18 protein-coding genes are annotated in these 18,337 nt (G+C 41.5%); 9 read left to right on the top strand and 9 right to left on the bottom strand.

What is annotated here, in order from left to right; all coding sequences use genetic code 11:
• Positions 1–146: 146 nt before the first annotated feature.
• Positions 147–740 (top strand): thiamine phosphate synthase, encoded by a 594-nt coding sequence (locus tag V7K38_RS04175; RefSeq protein ID WP_334855679.1) that lies wholly within the window; start codon positions 147–149, stop codon positions 738–740.
• 241 nt (positions 741–981) lie between these two features.
• Positions 982–1,233, top strand: a complete 252-nt coding sequence (locus V7K38_RS04170; protein ID WP_334855677.1) for a hypothetical protein — start codon at positions 982–984, stop codon at positions 1,231–1,233.
• A 38-nt stretch (positions 1,234–1,271) separates the two neighbouring features.
• Here the strand turns inward: V7K38_RS04170 and V7K38_RS04165 are convergent, their stop codons facing one another.
• Positions 1,272–1,466, bottom strand: coding sequence for a hypothetical protein (locus V7K38_RS04165; protein ID WP_334855675.1), 195 nt, complete (start codon positions 1,464–1,466; stop codon positions 1,272–1,274).
• 290 nt (positions 1,467–1,756) lie between these two features.
• Positions 1,757–1,951, bottom strand: coding sequence for a hypothetical protein (locus V7K38_RS04160; RefSeq protein ID WP_334855673.1), 195 nt, complete (start codon positions 1,949–1,951; stop codon positions 1,757–1,759).
• A 166-nt stretch (positions 1,952–2,117) separates the two neighbouring features.
• Here V7K38_RS04160 and V7K38_RS04155 point away from each other — a divergent pair, with 166 nt between their 5' ends.
• The 5 genes from V7K38_RS04155 to V7K38_RS04135 all read left to right on the top strand — a co-directional run bounded on the left by V7K38_RS04155 (position 2,118) and on the right by V7K38_RS04135 (position 6,109).
• Positions 2,118–2,249, top strand: a complete 132-nt coding sequence (locus V7K38_RS04155; RefSeq protein ID WP_334855671.1) for a hypothetical protein — start codon at positions 2,118–2,120, stop codon at positions 2,247–2,249.
• Between the two features lie 424 nt (positions 2,250–2,673).
• Positions 2,674–3,993, top strand: a complete 1,320-nt coding sequence (locus V7K38_RS04150; protein WP_334855669.1) for a proton extrusion protein PcxA — start codon at positions 2,674–2,676, stop codon at positions 3,991–3,993.
• Between the two features lie 356 nt (positions 3,994–4,349).
• Positions 4,350–4,814 carry a hypothetical protein gene (locus V7K38_RS04145; RefSeq protein ID WP_334855666.1) on the top strand — a complete coding sequence of 155 codons (465 nt, stop codon included), beginning with the start codon at positions 4,350–4,352 and terminating at the stop codon, positions 4,812–4,814.
• 218 nt (positions 4,815–5,032) lie between these two features.
• Positions 5,033–5,938 carry a polyphosphate kinase 2 family protein gene (locus V7K38_RS04140; protein WP_334855664.1) on the top strand — a complete coding sequence of 302 codons (906 nt, stop codon included), beginning with the start codon at positions 5,033–5,035 and terminating at the stop codon, positions 5,936–5,938.
• 45 nt (positions 5,939–5,983) lie between these two features.
• Complete coding sequence (locus V7K38_RS04135) at positions 5,984–6,109, top strand: hypothetical protein (RefSeq protein ID WP_334855662.1); 126 nt, start codon at positions 5,984–5,986, stop codon at positions 6,107–6,109.
• Positions 6,110–6,259: 150 nt separating this feature from the next.
• Here V7K38_RS04135 and V7K38_RS04130 read toward each other — a convergent pair whose 3' ends face one another.
• Both V7K38_RS04130 and V7K38_RS04125 read right to left on the bottom strand, forming a co-directional pair.
• Complete coding sequence (locus V7K38_RS04130) at positions 6,260–7,903, bottom strand: acetolactate synthase large subunit (RefSeq protein ID WP_334855660.1); 1,644 nt, start codon at positions 7,901–7,903, stop codon at positions 6,260–6,262.
• Positions 7,904–8,002: 99 nt separating this feature from the next.
• Positions 8,003–9,370 carry an NAD-dependent succinate-semialdehyde dehydrogenase gene (locus V7K38_RS04125; protein WP_334855858.1) on the bottom strand — a complete coding sequence of 456 codons (1,368 nt, stop codon included), beginning with the start codon at positions 9,368–9,370 and terminating at the stop codon, positions 8,003–8,005.
• 239 nt (positions 9,371–9,609) lie between these two features.
• Here V7K38_RS04125 and V7K38_RS04120 point away from each other — a divergent pair, with 239 nt between their 5' ends.
• Positions 9,610–10,233 carry a Uma2 family endonuclease gene (locus tag V7K38_RS04120; protein WP_334855658.1) on the top strand — a complete coding sequence of 208 codons (624 nt, stop codon included), beginning with the start codon at positions 9,610–9,612 and terminating at the stop codon, positions 10,231–10,233.
• Positions 10,234–10,314: 81 nt separating this feature from the next.
• Here the strand turns inward: V7K38_RS04120 and V7K38_RS04115 are convergent, their stop codons facing one another.
• The gene (locus V7K38_RS04115) at positions 10,315–11,955 is read right to left on the bottom strand and encodes an adenylate/guanylate cyclase domain-containing protein (RefSeq protein ID WP_334855656.1); all 1,641 of its coding nucleotides are present in this window, start codon (positions 11,953–11,955) and stop codon (positions 10,315–10,317) included.
• A 402-nt stretch (positions 11,956–12,357) separates the two neighbouring features.
• Here V7K38_RS04115 and V7K38_RS04110 point away from each other — a divergent pair, with 402 nt between their 5' ends.
• Complete coding sequence (locus tag V7K38_RS04110; protein WP_334855653.1) at positions 12,358–13,551, top strand: Coenzyme F420 hydrogenase/dehydrogenase, beta subunit C-terminal domain; 1,194 nt, start codon at positions 12,358–12,360, stop codon at positions 13,549–13,551.
• Here the strand turns inward: V7K38_RS04110 and V7K38_RS04105 are convergent.
• From V7K38_RS04105 to ldpA, 4 genes are all read right to left on the bottom strand, one after another.
• Positions 13,445–13,957, bottom strand: a complete 513-nt coding sequence (locus tag V7K38_RS04105; RefSeq protein ID WP_442940747.1) for an ATP-binding cassette domain-containing protein — start codon at positions 13,955–13,957, stop codon at positions 13,445–13,447. The genes V7K38_RS04110 and V7K38_RS04105 overlap by 107 nt on opposite strands.
• A gap of 549 nt (positions 13,958–14,506) precedes the next feature.
• On the bottom strand, positions 14,507–14,983 hold the full coding sequence (locus V7K38_RS04100; RefSeq protein WP_442940746.1) for a hypothetical protein: 477 nt from the start codon (positions 14,981–14,983) through the stop codon (positions 14,507–14,509).
• A gap of 220 nt (positions 14,984–15,203) precedes the next feature.
• Positions 15,204–16,937 carry a R3H domain-containing nucleic acid-binding protein gene (locus tag V7K38_RS04095; protein WP_334855651.1) on the bottom strand — a complete coding sequence of 578 codons (1,734 nt, stop codon included), beginning with the start codon at positions 16,935–16,937 and terminating at the stop codon, positions 15,204–15,206.
• A gap of 155 nt (positions 16,938–17,092) precedes the next feature.
• Complete coding sequence (gene ldpA / locus V7K38_RS04090) at positions 17,093–18,265, bottom strand: circadian clock protein LdpA (protein ID WP_334855649.1); 1,173 nt, start codon at positions 18,263–18,265, stop codon at positions 17,093–17,095.
• Between the last annotated feature and the right edge of the window lie 72 nt (positions 18,266–18,337).

The raw sequence follows: 18,337 nt of genomic DNA, 5'->3' as shown, positions 1-18,337 counted from the left end.
GTTTGCGTTGATTAATTTTCTGGTAAACTGAAACAGTTTCGGCTTAAATTATTGTACTAACTACCCCAATAGTAATTATTTTGAGAAAGTTCTCTAATGATATAAATGCTGCTACAACCATTACTGTAAAATGAAAGAAGGGTTCTATGAAAGAAACAGTAAAACCTTTTAAAAAAATCGCCATATTTGATATTTCGTCAGGAGAGAATTCCGAAATAATTTGTTCTGACAAATCAAAAATTGCTGCTCAAGTTACTAAATGGGTAAACAGAGCTATCAGCAACGGTGCAGATTCGTGTTATGTAAGATTATATGAGGCAAATAGAGAAAATATAGATATAATTATTGAGAATTTATCCTACAAAGAATTGGAAATTATTTTACCATTTTCTCTAAATTATAAATCTTCTTTAGTTAGTGCTTTTCATTTTAGAGAAAAAGACCAAATTAAAATGCCAGAGGCAAAAAGCAATAGTATACTGTTTGGAAAATCATGTCACTCATTAAAATCTATAAAAGAGGCAGAGTATGAGGGATTAGACTATGTATTTTTTTCACCGATTTTTGCAACCCTAACTCATCCAGAAGCAAAAGGTATTGGTCTAGATATGCTCACTCAAGCTTGCAAATCAACACAAATGAAAGTTTTTGCTCTTGGGGGAATTAACGAAAAAAATTATCAAAAATGTCTTGATGCTGGTGCGTCTGGTATTGCAGCAATTAGTATGTTTAAAAAATAAAATATTTTTCCTATCCTAATTTTATTAAACATGAAATATTGCTGATGTTTTAGTAATAATCTGTTGTGTTCAGCTTGCTAAGGACACTAACGACAGACTCGACAAGATTTTAGCTAATTTTTTAACTACGGACAATAAAATTAATCCTGATAAATATATTTGCAAATATGCATATAATGCTGTTATTCTAGGAGTATTCTATGGGCTGATTTATAGAATAATTTTTGGTTTGATATACGGATTGAGTTATGGAATAGTTTTTGGTTTCATTTCTGCGTTTATTTCTAGTCTTGGTTTTGGTGGTATAACCTGTATTCAATATTTCACCCGATGCCTAATCCTCTACTTCAACGGTTACATCCCCTGGAATTACGCCCGCTTTCTTGACTACTGCACCGAGCGATTATTCCTCCAGCGTGTTGGCGGACGCTACCGCTTCATCCATAAACTGCTGCAAGACCACTTCGTCCAAATGGAGTTCAAGCGTGATTAAAGGAGATTGAAGCTATTCACTATTTAACAATACCCTGGTTAGTCACAGTAATCACCCACCCCAACTCTCCACTGAACACTTTCTGCACCCGCCTGCCACAGCGCACCTCCAGAAATGCCCCTAGTTCCCAGTAGTCTTTCACCACTCCCGGTTGCCATTGCCGGGAAACGAGGATTGTAGAGTTGTACTGGAGAAGCGATCGCCGAAGGCAGGCGGTTACGCCATCGCCACATCTGCAATCACTTCCACATTCTTCCAGCCAGGGGGAAGATAGTCGTAACTCTTGACCCTACCCACGCATTAATAGCGGAATTTCAGGTACAACTAATAACTTGAAGAAACCTGAGCAAAGAGAGCAACGTGTACAAAGATAAGCATTCAATTTATTATGAAATCTTATTCAATCATTGGGCGCACAAGCAAATCTTAGAGATGTCTGCTTACTGTGGTCTGGCAACTCCCGTCAATGAAACTGGAAACGCCTTTTTTCCGAATTCTGGGACACGGTGTAATTAGGGTGTAATTAAAAGTGGTGGTTATTAGCACTTTGTTGATGAATATTTTGCCAATAATTATCCCAATCTCCATTGGCACGTAAACCTCTAAGTGCCAGCATAGTCGTTGCATTTTCTAGTTTCCACCATGAACCAGAAAGTTTAATCCGCTCCTGAATAATGTAGCGGTGAGCGCTCTCAATTTCACCCGATCCAATTGGCAAATCAGCATCGATTGCAGCTTTTAAACAATTCGCAATTACGTTTTGTGATAGCGAGTCTTGTCTACGACACGCTCTGGCGTTCGAGCGTCTGGGGATTTAGACCCCAACACAAAACGTGCTGCACGAATTAGGCAGGGGAATTAAACCCCTAAACTTTGTTAAAGCTATGTCAGACCTATCAGTTTTTTTCTTCGAGTCTCAACAAGTCTGTTGTGTTGGTACAGCAATGGAACCAGAATCGATTGCTGCCGATGTCTGTGCGATTTTTTCCATTGATACTTCTGTTGCCGTCAGTTGACTTTTTATCCAACAGCGTATTTTAGGGACTTCCAAGCAATAAAATCACCAAACAGAAGAATGATAATCATTGTGAGCCTGGGGCTATCATGTTGAAACTTGCAAGTTTGAGGGATGCTAATTTCTAGGGTAGCGTTTGCGATCGCTTGTAGATATTCCGCTCTAGTTTAGAGCGGAGACGCAAAGTGGTGAAACACCATCATTCAACGATGAATCAATTTTTCAACTTCAGATTAAACTAAGACTAGCCCATTCAAAGCGGGTAAAATTTTGGTCAATAAATTCCTCTTTAAGCTCTTTACTCTGTGTAGCGCCAGTTGCTACGAGTTGGGAAACCGCAAGGGCGCACTGGCTTCTCTGCGTCTCTGTGGTTAAAAATTACTTCGTACTGGCGCAAAACGACACCAGTACGGGCAATTCATAAATTGCCCGTACCGGAAAATCAAGGTTTATTTATATATGTAATGAAAAATTCATTTACCAAAACAGCAGAATACCTCCGCCGAAATTTTCAAGAGTATTTGCGATCGCTAAATAATTGGTTTTTAGATACACCACAAAGATCACTCTTAGAAGCTCAACAAGCAGCCCAGAGAATTAAAAACATCGAAGTAGAACATTTTGGCGGCAAAAAAATCTCGTCAGAATCAAAAAATTATACTGAGAATGTGATGTCTTTCTGGCAAGGATACCTTGATAAAAATTTAACTATTATTAAGATCAGGCTTGCAGAGTTTCGGCTTAGTCGGGGAATTGTCAATATCTCTAATTCTGCTTTATTAGACAACTTAAAACTTATTGATGAAGTTGTAGAAAAATACGCTATTAAAGATGAAATAATTACTAACAGCGCCTTAATATCCAATCCTCAATCACTACCAATTAACCAGAATCAAATTAGCAACCAGTCAGACTCATCTAATATTAATCTTAATCTTCTGCTTCTAAATCAAAAATCTGGAGCTTTATCTGGGCCTGTTAGCAGAAATATTGATAAAATTAAAAGAGAATTTTTTCCACAGACAGAAGAAGAGTTTGTCAGAAATTACCGAGTTTCTAAAAATAGGACAAAAATTGCTATTAGATTTTTTATAGCTTTAATTATTATCCCGCTTTTGACTTATGTTTTATCTAAACAGTTATTAGTAATTCCCATATTAGAAAGGGTGAGAGGAGAGAATATATCTCAAGTTTTCATGAATTCTGATATGGAAAAAGAAGCTCTCCATGAATTATCTAATTTTCAAGAAATTTTGAGGTTTGAATATTTAATAAATAAATCGTTACCTCTTTCTTCAGAAGGAATACAAGAAAAATTAAGAGATAAATCAGTTGAGATAGCTGAGGAATTCCGAACAAAAAGCAATAATGCTATTAGTAATGTTTTGGCTGATTTGATATCACTAATTTCTTTTAGTATATTTATTTTTTTGAGCAAAAAAGAAATTGTGGTGGTGAAATCTTTTATAGATAGTATTGTTTATGGACTAAGCGATAGTGCTAAAGCATTTTTAATTATTCTCTTTACAGATATATTTGTAGGATTTCACTCACCAGATGGGTGGGAAGTTCTTCTTGAAGGATTTGCAGAACATTTAGGTTTACCAGCCAGTAGAAATGCTGTATTTTTATTTATTGCTACATTTCCAGTTATTCTAAACACCATCTTTAAATACTGGATATTCCGTTATCTCAGTCGTTTATCTCCATCGGCATTAGCTACATTAAAAGAAATGGACGAGTAATTAAAAACAGAAGTCATTAATCATTGGTCATTGGTAAGAGGATAGTCTGAAAAGTTTTTTGTATATACCGAATGCTTATAGATGCCCCTAAATCCACGCCACATGCTCCACTTGGGGAGACCCTAAGACCGCAGTGGCTCCCCTTAAAAAGGGGGACTTTTACACTCTTATTCCTCCTTTTTTAAGGGGGGTTAGGGGGGATCAATAAATATTTGATACTTCTCAGACATCCTCTAAGGGCTTTTAATCTGTTTACGTTTCGTAACATAATTTGGTTTGTTTCTACCAACTTACTTTGACGAATTTCTCTCTTGATTCGCTAGGCTATTTATATCCTGGTTCTTTTGAAGCGCACTATGGATTTTGAAAGTAAAGCCAATATCCCAACTTCTACAGACAATATACAGTTTGCTCAACCAACTACTAGCCGTAAGCCATTGCAATTGCTGCGAGATACTGAGGCTTTACTACGCCGCCCTACTGTAGCAACGCTGTCGCCGATTTTGCCACCAAAACTGAGCAATAAATTCCAAGCAACCTCATCTTTAGCAGATGACTCCTTTAAGGAATTGGTAGAAATTGACCTAGATACTATTAGTGATTTTGAACTGCGACCTATGCGAATTCATGTTGGTTTAAGCTTTATTGGTTTTGGGGCGCTGATGATATTAGTGCTGCTGCTGTACTTGAACACCTTGCATCCAGAACTCAGCACTGGTGAGCAGATTCGACAATACTGGTATCAATATGTTTGGTTTGTTAGCTTGGGTGTTGCGGGGATGTTTATGTTGGGGCGGGAAGCGATGCGTCCTAATTCGTAATTATATTTGCGGATTTGCGATCGCTACGCTATTGTAACTAAGTTTTATAGAGGGGATTTAAAAAAAGCTATAAAACTTGCTGATGATAGAAAGGGGGCTAAAATTGCTTAAAAGTTATAAATTTGGAATCAAAATTATTTAATTAAGAAATTATAAGTTTCAGAAATTAGCACTTCACAATATGCTTCGGTATAAGCAGCAGTTAGGAACCTTTATATATGAATTACGATGCCTTCATTGTTCCACCAGGTTCAAAGATTTCTCTGAAAAAAAACTATGACCCAGCTTATAAAACTGATTTTCATCAAAAAGCTGATGCTGCAATTAAATTACAGACAGATATTGAGCGATTAGCAAATTACCAAAATATTCTCTATGCTCAAAATACATATTCCTTGCTGATTATTTTTCAGGCAATGGATGCTGCTGGTAAAGATAGCACAATAAAACATGTTACCTCTGGGGTGAACCCGCAAGGATTTCAGGTGTTCAGTTTCAAGAGTCCCAGTACGGAAGAATTAGACCATGATTACCTGTGGCGAACAACTAAGGCTTTGCCAGAAAGAGGCCGAATTGGGATATTCAACCGCTCGTATTATGAAGAAACGCTAGTAGTTCGTGTCCATCCAGAAATGCTGAGAAAGCAACAACTTCCTGACTTACCTGATGGAAATAAGATATGGAAACAACGTTTTGAAGAAATTAATAACTTTGAAAAATATTTAGTAGACAACGGTGTGATTGTTCTAAAGTTCTTTCTCAATGTTTCCAAGTCAGAGCAGAAAAAACGCTTTTTAGAACGGATTGAATTTCCTGAAAAGAATTGGAAGTTTTCAGATAGCGATGTCAAAGAAAGAACTTTTTGGGATGATTATATGAATGCCTATGAAGACATTTTCAACAATACTAGTACAAAATTGGCACCTTGGTATATTATTCCAGCCGATCGCAAATGGTTTACACGCCTGGTAGTTGCCAATATCATCTGCACAAAATTAGAAGAACTAAATCTGCAATACCCGACAGTTAGTGATGAACATAAGCAGCAACTTTTGGAGGCAAAACACATTTTAGAGCAGGAAGATGAACAGACAAGCTCAACAGACAAAGGCAAAAAAAAATAAAATGCACGACATTAAGCTCATTGAAACGCTTGTTTTAGTTGAGGATTGGGTACGGTAGGGCATACCGGAACCTTTGGACTTGATGCAAGCAACGCTTGGGGAGATGAAACCTCTACTCTAGTTGGTGCAAACCTGTTTGAGCAAGTTATGTCTGAGATTCAAGAATCTTAGTGTCTTTATATCTGAGAGTGTCAAGTCTTCGCTTTCCGTTCTTACGAATTTCCCTAGCTTTGCAGTATGGACATTGCACAGTAGATGACCTCAATTCATCCCTCTATTATGCAACGCCATAACTCCTAACTCTTAACTACCTAACCTTTATTACACCGCACAACTCAACTCGCCGGCTTTTTGGCTAAAGCGGTGATTTTCCCGATAGTCTACAGGACAATCTATCACTGCGGGTACATTTTGAGCTAGGGCTTCTTTCAGTGTGGGAATCAAATCTAAAGCCGATTCAACTCGGTAGCCTTTTAAACCCATGCTTTCGGCAAATTTCACAAAATCAGGATTGCTAAAATGCACAAAAGATGAGTTTCCTTTGCCAAATTGATTTTCTTGCTTCCACTCAATTAATCCATAGCCACCATCATTGAAAATTATAGTTACAAAGGGTGTTCCGACACGCAAGGCTGTTTCTAATTCTTGAGAATTCATCATAAAGCCGCCGTCGCCTGTGACAGCAACAACTTTGCGCTTGGGATGAACTAGTTTTGCTGCTAAAGCGCCAGGAATGGCAATACCCATAGCCGCGAAGCCGTTGGAAATTATGCAAGTATTGGGACTATGGCAATGATAATGACGAGCCATCCACATTTTATGTGCGCCAACATCAGAGATGACAATATCATCTGGCCCCATCACTTGCCGTAAGTCATAAATTAATTTTTGCGGCTTAATCGGAAATCCGTCATCATGGGAATACTGTTCGTAATCAGCCCGAATCTCTGACCTTAAGCTAATGGCAAAGGGATCGGGTTTACCTTGTCTGTCTGCTAATTTTAAGATTTCATAGAGAGAATCTGAAATATCTCCCACGACTTCGGCGTTGGGAATATAACTACTATCAATTTCTGCTGGACTTACCCCAATATGCACAATGGGAATTTCACCGTTACGATTCCATTTTTTCGGGGAAAACTCAATCAAATCATAGCCGATTGCAATTACTAAATCTGTGTTATCAAAGCCGCAGGTAATGAAGTCTCTTTGCTGTAATCCCACTGACCACAAAGCTAATTGATGTGTGTAGGGAATCACTCCTTTACCCATGAAGGTATTGGCAACAGGTATATTCAGCAAGGTGGCAAATTGCGTAACTGCATCACTCGCATGAGCGCGAATTGCCCCATTTCCGACTAAGATTAATGGGTTAACTGCTTGGCAAATTGCGGCGGCGGCTGCCCGAATGCTAGCAAAAGATGCATAAGTTTTTTCACTATTATCCTTACGCAAAGGTTTGCCTTCCACAGGCATAGCAGCAATATTTTCTGGCAAATCGATGTGAACAGCACCAGGTTTTTCCGATTGCGATCGCTTAAATGCTTTCCGCACTACTTCTGGTGTAATACTCGGTCGCACAATCTGCTTATTCCACTTGGTAACAGGGGCAAACATTGCCACCAAATCTAAATATTGATGGGATTCAATGTGCATTCTATCTGTTCCCACTTGACCGGTAATCGCCACTAGGGGCGCACCATCGAGGTTAGCATCTGCTACCCCAGTCATCAAGTTGGTTGCCCCAGGGCCAAGAGTAGAAAGACATACTCCGGCTTTTCCTGTTAAGCGTCCATAGACATCGGCCATGAATGCTGCACCCTGTTCGTGACGAGTCGTAATAAATTTAATCGAAGAATGTTTTAGCGCTTCCAAAACGTGCAGGTTTTCTTCGCCAGGGAGTCCAAAAATATATTGCACTCCTTCATTTTCTAGGCATTGCACCAATAATTCTGCTGTATTCATTTTATTTCCTAACTATTTATTTAGTCCTTTATCCTTTGTCTTTTGTCATTAGTCATTTGTCCCTTGTCATTTGTTCTTTGACCAATGACCAATGACTAATCATTTAACCCACACGGTTTTCACATTGACAAACTCATGTATACCCTGGATACTCAATTCTCTGCCATATCCAGAACGCTTGATGCCACCAAAGGGCAACCGAGGATCGGATTTGACCATACTGTTGATAAATACGGCACCGGCTTCGATTTCTTCAACTAAGCGATCGCATTCTTGGTCGTTGGTTGTCCAAGCGCTTGCACCTAAGCCAAAGGGTGAGTCATTTGCGAGTTTAATGGCAGCATCGATATCTGGAACCCGAAATAACAAGGCTACCGGGCCAAAAAATTCTTCTTTGGCAATTGGTGAGTCAGGCGGGATACTTATGATAATCGTTGGCGGATAAAAGTTCCCTGGACGATCTGATAAAGGATGTCCGCCGGTGATGACTTTTCCACCGCTACTAATAGCACCTTGCACTTGTTGATCTAAATCCTGGAGAATACTAGGTGTTGCCAGGGGGCCTAAATCGGTATCCGGTTCCATAGGATCGCCTACTTTTAGCGCCTCAAATTTTTCTAAAAGCAATTTTTCAAATTTATCTGCGATCGCTTCTGCGACAATAAAACGTTTCGCTGCAATACATGATTGCCCGTTATTTAACATCCGCGCTGTAGTTGCTGTGACAACTGCTGTCTCTAAGTCAGCACTTTCTAACACAATAAATGGATCGCTTCCTCCTAATTCCAAAACTGTTTTTTTAATTTGTTTGCCGGCGGCGACGGCGAGGGATATACCTGCTGGTTCGCTTCCAGTTAAGGTAGCAGCTTTTACGCGGTCATCAGCCATTAAATCAGCAACTTTGGCAGCGCCGATTAATAGAGTTTGAAACGCACCTTCAGGAAAACCTGCACGGCGGATAATATCTTCGATTGCCAAGGCGCATTGCGGCACGTTGGAAGCGTGTTTGAGTAAGCCGACATTTCCCGCCATGAGTGCTGGTGCAGCAAAGCGGAAGACTTGCCAAAAGGGGAAATTCCACGGCATCACCGCAAGAATTGCACCCATTGGTTGGTAACGCACAAAACTCTGGCTGGCATCAGTTTTTATACTGACATCAGCCAAAAAACTAGGGGCGTGTTCGGCGTAGTAGTGACAGACGGCGGCGCATTTTTCGACTTCCGCGATCGCAGCTTTAAATGGTTTACCCATTTCTAGAGTCATTAACTTAGCAAATTCTGCTTTGTCTTGCTCTAAAATATCGGCAGCCTTTTGCAGCCATTGCGATCGCTCAGAAAAACTAGTCTGGCGATACTTTTCAAAAGCCTGATTTGCCAAATCGAGTTTAGCGGTAATTTCGGCATCATTGAGCGCCTCAAAGGTTTGACAAGTTTCCCCAGTGGCGGGATTAATGGTGGCGATCGCCATTACCTGACCTCCCGTTAAAAAATAACTTGACTGTTGGCTTCCTAGTGTTACACATATAATTTGAGGATAGCTACCACCCAAATTCTAGTCTTTTAGTTAAAAATTAGCTGCTCAATATTACAATTTTGAAACTTAAATTGAATCAAATTATACCAATAAATAAGTATTAATATTAGTGAGTAAAATTGCCAAAACTGGCACAGAATTTCCCCCAATGCCAGCCATAGAGGAATTAAACCATGACTCAACTCTTACGCAAACTAGTTACATTCGACCAATTTGTTGCTAAATATCCAGATAACACAGGTAGACGTTATGAACTATATGATGGAGTAGTAGTAGAAATGCCCCAACCAACAGGCGACCATGAGGAGGTAATTGGATTTGTAGCTACAAAAATAACTTTAGAATATAGTCGTTTAAATCTTCGTTATTTCATCCCTAAAACAGTATTCGTCAAACCAATTGAGAACGAATCTGCTTATTCCCCAGATGTCCTGATCCTAAATCATCCAAATTTAGTTAATGAACCTCTATGGAAAAAAGAATCAACTGTTAGTCAAGCAGCATCTATTTCTTTAGTGATTGAGGTAGTGAGTACTAATTGGCGTGATGATTATCTGAAAAAATACGCCGATTATGAGCAAATGGGAATTCCTGAATATTGGATTATTGATTATGCCGCATTGGGCGGTAGAGAATTTATTGGCAAGCCCAAACAACCTACTATTTTGGTTTGCTCTTTAGAAGAAGGTGAGTATCGCGTTAGTAAATTTCGAGGAGATGACCGTATCCAGTCGCCAACTTTTCCAGAGTTGGATTTGACCGCCGAGCAAATTTTTGGGGCTGGCTCGGTGAGCTAAAATAATTTGTAGTCGAAGTTTGAGTATTAGATCCCCGACTTCTTGAAGAAGTCGGGGATCTGGGCAACAAAAATACCAAATCTAAGGACCAATAATTGTTGCTACTTGCTGCAAATTTGTCTGATAAACCTTAACTAATCGCTCAATACCTTTGAAACGATAATCTCCCATTTCCTGAAAATCTTCAGGCAGTGAAAGCATTTTGTGAGTGGCTTGACTAATGATGCATTCACTAGGCGGGCAAACTGCTTCCATCCGAGCCGCAAGATTAATCGTCGCGCCTAATGCCGTATAATCTACCCTTTGGGAACTACCGACATCTCCCACAACAGCTTTACCGCTATTAATCGCAATCCGTAATTGCAAAGGTTCGTGCCAAAAACCATTGGCATTGAGATGTTCCAGACGAGTCAGCATTCCTTTGGCAGCAGTAACAGCGCGATCGGCGTGATCTGCTTGTGGTTCTGGAGCGCCAAAAAATGCCATAATACAATCGCCAATATATTTATCTAAAGTGCCGCCGCAACTAAACACTTCTTTGAGCATTTCTTCAAATAAATTATTTAATAGTTTAGCGATCGCAGTTGGTGTTAACCGTTCAGAAATTGCTGTAAATCCTACCAAATCTGCAAACAAAATACTAATTTCGCTCTCTGCTGGAGCTAAACGACCACCCGGTAATCCACCCACAGAAATCAACTGCTGCACAACTGCTGGAGAATGATAGCGTTCTAATCGATGACGAATCATCTCTTCAGTTTTGAGTTTTTCTACTAATAGCCAACGCTGCACACTCGAAGCCACAAGGTTGGCTAAAGCTGAAAAAAAGCTGAGTTCTTCCTCGCCCTCATTTGCCCAATGATAAGAAGAAAGATTGGCATCGGCATAGAGTACGCCCACAACCTTATTTTCATCCCATAAAGGCACTGCCATCGCGCTCCGAATGCCTTTAACTAAAATACTTTGTTCGCTAGCAAACCGTTCATCCTGATGGGTATCGGCAGTTTGAATGATAACTTTTTCGTCAAATACCTTTTGACAGATACTCCGACTAATCCAACTTCCATCTGAGGGGAGATGTTTTTGTTGAGAAATATTTCTGGTGGCAGCATTCACTAACTCTAATTGACCGCAACCATTAACATCAATTAATAATGCCAAGCGATCGATACTATCAAGGTAACGAAAAACGACTTGCTGCACCTGAGAAAAAATCTCTTCTATAGATGCCGCACCACAGAGATTTTTAGCTATATCCACTAAGTCTTTAAGACGGGCAATGGTTTGATCCTTATTATTGATGTTGCCATCCTTACTCTCAGCTGCGATCCATTGCTGTTGTAACTCTTTGACATTGTGCAGGATTGTTCTCTGGTCATTATTTTCCGAACTTCCGGGATACTGAGGTGTCGGTTGGTAAACAGGGCTTGTGAGCAGGACTACCAGACTAACATTGCCCAGCCAAATGATATCGCCGTGATATAACTCTTGAGGGTGGTTAACAAGATATTTGTTGACTTGCGTCCCGTTTTTGCTGCCCAGATCCTCAATAGTCCACACACCGTCAGCCGTTTTTACTAGGCGTGCATGGTTGCGCGATACTCCAGCAAAAGGTAAGTACAGGTTACATTCCGGCAAACGGCCAATTGTGAATATATCTAGATCAACTGCGATCGTTCTCTCCGTATCTCCCTCTTGTAGGCGTAGCCTGAGTTCAGTCATGAGTGTGATCCATCAAAGCTAGAGGTGCAAGCAACTCTCAGGTAAGTTATACCCTACAGGTTAACCTTCACCTTTTGTTTATGACACTGTTAACTGCATTCCGACAACTACATGTGACAGATATTACACTAATAATTCGTAATGATGCTCTCTACGAGACGCTAAAAGCGGACGTGGACTCGCTCTAAGCCTACTCCTACCGAGAAGCAAGCTATGCGTAGCATCTCTAAGATTGGCGTTAGCGAAAGGATTCTGCTTAAAAAAGTTACAGAGCTTTTGCATTTATCAGGGATAGCTCTATCTTAGCCCTAGTCCCTGCTTCCCACAAATTGCTAAAGTGAAATTCATAGCCAGTAAAGGTATTGTAATAAAAGCGATTACTGGATAAAACAAAAAATTTATATGACCTCAGTTTCTCCTCACAAAAAAGCAAAAGCTCTCAAACCTACTAGCCGCCGCCCTGCGAAAGAACTTTGTAGCGAGTGCGGACTATGTGATACATATTATATTCACTATGTCAAGGAAGCCTGCGCTTTTATTAATCAGCAAATAGGCGAACTAGAAGTTGAAACACACACGCGATCGCGCCATCTCGACAATCCTGATGACTTATACTTTGGTGTCCATCAAGACATGATAGCAGCGCGAAAACAGCAACCAATCGAAGGCGCACAATGGACGGGTATTGTTAGCAGCATTGCTATTGAAATGCTTAATCGTGGCTTAGTCGAAGGTGTAGTGTGTGTACAAAATACTAAAGAAGACCGCTTTCAACCCATGCCCGTTATCGCCCGGACTCCAGAAGAAATACTAGCAGCGCGGGTAAATAAACCAACACTTTCCCCGAACCTTTCTGTATTGGAACAGATAGAAAAATCGGGGATGAAGCGGCTGTTGGTAATTGGTGTTGGTTGCCAAATCCAGGCGCTACGAGCCGTCGAAAAACAACTTGGTTTAGAAAAGCTGTATGTTTTGGGTACACCCTGCGTAGATAATGTTAACCGCGCCGGACTGCAAAAATTCTTAGAAACCACCAGCCGATCGCCAGAGACAGTTGTGCATTACGAATTTATGCAAGACTTCCGGGTTCACTTCAAACATGAGGATGGCTCATCAGAAACAGTGCCTTTCTTTGGTTTGAAGACCAACAAACTTAAAGATGTCTTTGCCCCATCTTGTATGAGTTGCTTTGATTACGTCAATTCCCTAGCAGATTTAGTTGTTGGCTACATGGGCGCACCCTTCGGCTGGCAATGGATTGTCGTTAGAAATGACACTGGTAAGGAAATGCTGGATTTGGTGCAAGACCAGTTAGACACTCAACCAGTTACGTCTAAAGGCGATCGCAAGGAAGCTGTACAGCAAAGTATTCCCGCTTACGATAAAGGCGTGACTCTCCCGATGTGGGCGGCGAAACTTATGGGTGTGGTGATCGAAAAAATCGGCCCCAAGGGTTTGGAATATGCGCGATTTTCAATAGATTCTCACTTTACTCGGAATTATTTATATGTAAAGCGAAATCATCCAGAGAAATTAGAAGCGCACGTTCCAGAGTTTGCCAAGCGTATTGTTGGGCAATATAAGTTACCGGATTGAAAATTGGGAATTGGGAATTGGGAATTGGGAATTGGGGAGAATAACATTGCCTCTTTTCCCTCTGCTCCTTGTCCCCCTGCTCCCAATGTCCCCCTGATAAATCGATACCACCCTCTAGCTGTTTGCCTAAGAGGGTTTCTAAACCACCATCTCGCCAAACCAGCCTCGCCGTAGGCATCGCTTCCGTAATTGCTTTGTCGTCCTGCATTTTCGGTAAATTCCCAAAGGCAACATTTTCTCGCACAGTAGTCGGAAAACGTGCGTAATCTTGCATAACTACATCAATCCGCGATCGCAAATCTTGCCCATTCCAAATAATCGCACCTTGACTAGGGTCATACAGGCGACACAATAGCTTTGTTAAAGTGGTTTTGCCAGCACCATTTTCACCCACCAATACAATCATCTCGTTGGGGTGAATTCTCAGTTTGAGAATTGAGCGATAATTTTCCGAAATTGATCATCTAAGTTTGGTAGTAATTAACAGAACACTAAATTATAAATAACTTCTATAACTAGCCTTGGGGGAATATGGCCCCACAAAAACCTGGTCTTCGTGACCGGGTTTTTTGGCATGGGTAAATTAACAACAATCAGAAGCAAAACCGAAACTTAAGTTAATTGTGATCGAATCATCCACACCAAAATACCTAAAATTTGCTCTACTGGGGGAATTAAGTATTCAGTTAAATCAATAGTTACAGTACTTTGCTCTAACTTCAGGAACGTCCATAGATTGCCACTACTAACACTACCGTAGATAGTAGCAATAGGTTTTTCGTATTTAGCATTAGAGGATGTTTGAAAAGTCCTTTTTTTAGTACCAAAACGTTTGAGATCCCCCTAAATCCACGCCACGTGCTTCAAGTCGGCAGAGCCGCCCAACGCAGTGGCTCCCCTTAAAAAGGGGGACTTTGATTCCAGTTCCCCCCTTTTTAAGGGGGGTTAGGGGGGATCAACAAGTGCCTAAAATCACAGCTAAATACTTTTCAAACAACCTCTTAAACCTTTGAGCGGCGATCATTTCTGCAATACACTGCCCCAAACCACCTTTGAGATTTTCCTTCTTAGCTTCCACTATCACCACTGCTGGAGCTTCAATAAATAACTGTTCTAGCGAAAGGCTGATCAAAAAGTCGCAAAATCCCGCTAGTCCCACTTCTGGCTCAACATTAAATTCTTCTCCAGAAAAGAAACTGATTTGTCTGTTCAGAATTTTTCGGATTTCAAACAAGATTGGGCTGATAATCAATTCCGATCGAGCTTTCTCAGAACCCATTGCAATAGCTAGGTGGATACTTTCTGCTAAAAATTCAGCCAGCATTGGACTTGGCAAAATTGGTTCTATCTGCGGCAAAAATCGCCCGCCTTCTACTAGGGTGAGGTTAAAGTCTTGTTTTACTTTTCTCAAAGAAAATTCTCTATAAGACATTCAGTCTCTCCATCTAAATCCCCTCTCCTACTCGGCTACAGCTACACTGTATCCTCCAATAAATTGGGAGATTTGAAGAGGTTCTTACCCCCAATTTATCGCTGATGTGTACACATCAGTTATTGAATTACCCAAAACAAAAACCTCACCCTGTCCTGTCGGACATCCCTCTCCTTAGTAAGGAGAGGGATAGGTTTTACGTAGTAAAATCAGGGTGAGATTACGCTGGATAAATCCGCAATCTTCTATTTGGTTCTTCGCCAAAACTATGCGACTTGAGGCGATAGTGTTCTACCAACTCATGTTGCATTTTGCGGACTTGGGGAGAACGCGGTAATAACTCAACTGGCTGTCCTTTAGGAATCACAATTTGCTCAACAGCAAGTCTGGCTTCTTCAAGAGCATCCATCTCATCATCGCTACCATTGTGCAAAAACAGTTGCAATTCTAAGTCATCGGCCATTTCTGGATCGTCCATGTTCAGCAACCGCCGTAAGCCACGGGTAATTTGCGGAATGGTACTAGACTTAATCATGTGGATGGGTACATGACGGGCTTTGGCCATTTGGCGTAATTTGGCGTGGTTTTTGACGTGCGATCGCAGTGCTAAAATAGCATCAGCACTATCTATATCTTTTGTCAATACCACGGGTAAAGTTAGCACGCTAATTACCTGTTCAAGTTGGTGGCGACTAACGCCATAAGGGTAAACGTGCAGTGGCAAATCTTCACCATTTGGCCCTGGCGCTCTTGTAACAGCATCCAAATCAATGCTCTCAGAATAATTGAAAGATTCATCCAGCAATCGATCGAACTCACTGCGTCCAGTCACCCGTTCTACAGGCAATTGTGGTAATGCAACCATTTGTCCAGAAGAACGCCAGCCATTAGCCTGTCGTGCCGGTGGGAAAGAATCTTCCACTGTTGCTAGCTGTCCACCGCGACCGTTGACAACAGCTAACTGCCTTGAAACCCCAATTTTGCCCTGATCGTCAACGGTTCTCGTTTGTGGGGTAGCCTGACGACCCCGCAGTAGATTATCTACTGTGTCAGCAACACTTTCGTGTACTGTCCAACATTGGCGTTCCAACATTTCTACAGCAATTTCAAAGGTAGGAGGGGCTTTCCGCTCCAAAACAGTCTTTTGAGAGCCTCGCCGTCTGGCTTCGTCGTCTCCCAGCGTCACAGCTTGGATACCCCCAACTAAATCAGCCAAGGTGGGGTTTTTAATCAGATTTTCGATTTGATTCCCGTGAGCAGTACCTACCAACTGTACGCCCCGTTCAGCAATTGTCCGAGCCGCTAAAGCTTCCAGTTCTGTGCCAATTTCATCAATGACGATGACTTCTGGCATGTGGTTTTCCACTGCCTCAATCATCACCTGATGCTGTTGGTCTGGATGAGCCACTTGCATCCGCCGAGCGCGACCAATGGCGGGGTGGGCAACATCACCATCCCCAGCAATTTCATTGGAGGTGTCAATAATCACTACTCGCTTATGCAAATCATCCGCCAAAACCCGGGCAATTTCCCGTAAGGCAGTAGTTTTGCCCACACCTGGACGACCCAGCATGAGAATCGATTTACCAGTTTCTACCAAATCGCGGATCATGCCAATGGTTCCGAATACCGCTCGACCAACGCGACAGGTCAAGCCAATAATCTTACCAGTACGGTTGCGGATAGCACTGATCCGATGCAAAGTTTGCTCAATTCCTGCCCGATTATCTCCGCCAAAAATTCCGACTCGTTGAATGCAATCATCTATCTGTTCTTGAGTAACAGGTATTTCGCTCAGATACTCAGCTTGATTCGGAAACCGAGCTTCTGGGCGACGACCCAAATCCAAGACTACTTCTACTAAACTATCTCGTTTGGGATGACTCTCTAGTACTTGTTGCAGGTCTTGGGGCAAAATATCTAATAACTTTTGGAGATCGTCTGTAATCGTCATGCTTTCTATGGTGACGGAAACAACAGTAAATCGATACTTTCAGCTTCTAACGGTTCTCAAGCGCTCATTCAATGCTCAAACCTCCTACCTTGACTATACAAACATAAATTAAACATGAATTACAGGATTTTTTATGACTAAGTAATTATGCCTAATTAATGCTCACTTTCCCTTCTCTGCCGTGATTTAATTTGGGAAACGAGAGAATAGGCAAGTTCTACAGCTTGCCAAAGTAATACTTCATCTTCTTCTAGGCGAATAGTTGCTTTCACATTGGTGTTAGTTACCTCCTTATTCTCTAACTTTTCGAGAATTGGTGACAGCAATACACGGGCGTAGCTACCGTAGGCAACCCCGGAAATGGAGGCAGGGGAGCTCTTAGCTGGGAGATGGGGGGAAAACTCTTCTCCTCTGCCCCCCGCGCCCTGCCCCTCTGCCTCTTTCAGTAGTCCCATTGCCTTTAACTTAGCAACGGTATAACTATTTGTGCCGCCTGCTAACTGCACATATCCCGGTAATTTTGCTGCCAAAACTTTTTGCCCTAATTTCACTGCGGCTATTGTAGTACCATCGCCAATATCACCGCTCATGGAACGACCGTCGGTTTGCCAAATTAAAGCACTTTTGAGTGGGGCAATCAGGTCATACACTGTTCTTAGGTAGTCAGTTATCCCCTCGCCATCGGGACAGCTGATAGCTAGTACCTTTAATCGATCGGCCCACGGTAAAATTGCCTGCCACAATCGCTGAAATTCTGCCAACCGCCCTACTTGTGTATGGATTTCTACGGCATCTACTCCTGTTGACATTACTAATGGCGCGATCGCTCCTGGCGTTGTCACATACGAAGCTGTATAAATTATACTGTATGGACAAATTGGGATGCAACGACCGCAGCCATAACACTTTTCGGAAACTACTCCCGAAAAGTCTTCTTTGATACTGTCAAAAACGATCGCTTGTGCTGGACAAATCCGTTCACATGGTCTAGGGCAGTCTTTAGGACACTCAGTAGCGTTAAATTCTGCTTTGCGAAAATGGGGATCTTCTCCATCATTCAGGCTGACCATTAAAAAGGGCGAGTTGCCTTTGTAGTCAAAGCCTCGCTTTTGGGCATCCTTAGCAAGAGTTTTAGCTACTTGTAGCCCAACTTGCGCTGCTGCAATCACCGCCGGATCAGCTGCAACATCTATGCAGTCAGCGCCCGCCAAAGTATAGGCTAAGGTTAAATTTCTGACTGCCGGTAAATGCTGGAAGCTAGCTCCGCAGATGAGCTTGAACCAGTTACCTTGTTTGAGAGATTGTAAAGGGACGAACAAATCAGTCACACTTCTATTATGCGTTTATGCGACTAAAAATAGTCGTCTGTAATCTAGAAAAAGTACGGATTTCTTGAATTT

The sequence above is a fragment of the Nostoc sp. genome, assembly GCF_036917465.1.
In the GTDB taxonomy this organism is placed as follows: Bacteria; Cyanobacteriota; Cyanobacteriia; order Cyanobacteriales; family Nostocaceae; genus Nostoc.
The sequence above is the reverse complement of the archived record's forward strand: the minus strand, read 5'-3'. Positions and strand labels throughout refer to the sequence as shown.

Bases quoted from the DNA above. Each gene is read 5' to 3' on its own strand.
- V7K38_RS04175 (WP_334855679.1), top strand. From the start codon at position 147: ATGAAAGAAACAGTAAAACCTTTTAAAAAAATCGCCATATTTGATATT.
- V7K38_RS04165 (WP_334855675.1), bottom strand. From the start codon at position 1,466: ATGTGGCGATGGCGTAACCGCCTGCCTTCGGCGATCGCTTCTCCAGTA.
- V7K38_RS04155 (WP_334855671.1), top strand. From the start codon at position 2,118: ATGTCAGACCTATCAGTTTTTTTCTTCGAGTCTCAACAAGTCTGTTGT.
- V7K38_RS04145 (WP_334855666.1), top strand. From the start codon at position 4,350: ATGGATTTTGAAAGTAAAGCCAATATCCCAACTTCTACAGACAATATA.
- V7K38_RS04140 (WP_334855664.1), top strand. From the start codon at position 5,033: ATGAATTACGATGCCTTCATTGTTCCACCAGGTTCAAAGATTTCTCTG.
- V7K38_RS04130 (WP_334855660.1), bottom strand. From the start codon at position 7,903: ATGAATACAGCAGAATTATTGGTGCAATGCCTAGAAAATGAAGGAGTG.
- V7K38_RS04125 (WP_334855858.1), bottom strand. From the start codon at position 9,370: ATGGCGATCGCCACCATTAATCCCGCCACTGGGGAAACTTGTCAAACC.
- V7K38_RS04120 (WP_334855658.1), top strand. From the start codon at position 9,610: ATGACTCAACTCTTACGCAAACTAGTTACATTCGACCAATTTGTTGCT.
- V7K38_RS04115 (WP_334855656.1), bottom strand. From the start codon at position 11,955: ATGACTGAACTCAGGCTACGCCTACAAGAGGGAGATACGGAGAGAACG.
- V7K38_RS04110 (WP_334855653.1), top strand. From the start codon at position 12,358: ATGACCTCAGTTTCTCCTCACAAAAAAGCAAAAGCTCTCAAACCTACT.
- V7K38_RS04105 (WP_442940747.1), bottom strand. From the start codon at position 13,957: ATGATTGTATTGGTGGGTGAAAATGGTGCTGGCAAAACCACTTTAACA.
- V7K38_RS04100 (WP_442940746.1), bottom strand. From the start codon at position 14,983: ATGTCTTATAGAGAATTTTCTTTGAGAAAAGTAAAACAAGACTTTAAC.
- V7K38_RS04095 (WP_334855651.1), bottom strand. From the start codon at position 16,937: ATGACGATTACAGACGATCTCCAAAAGTTATTAGATATTTTGCCCCAA.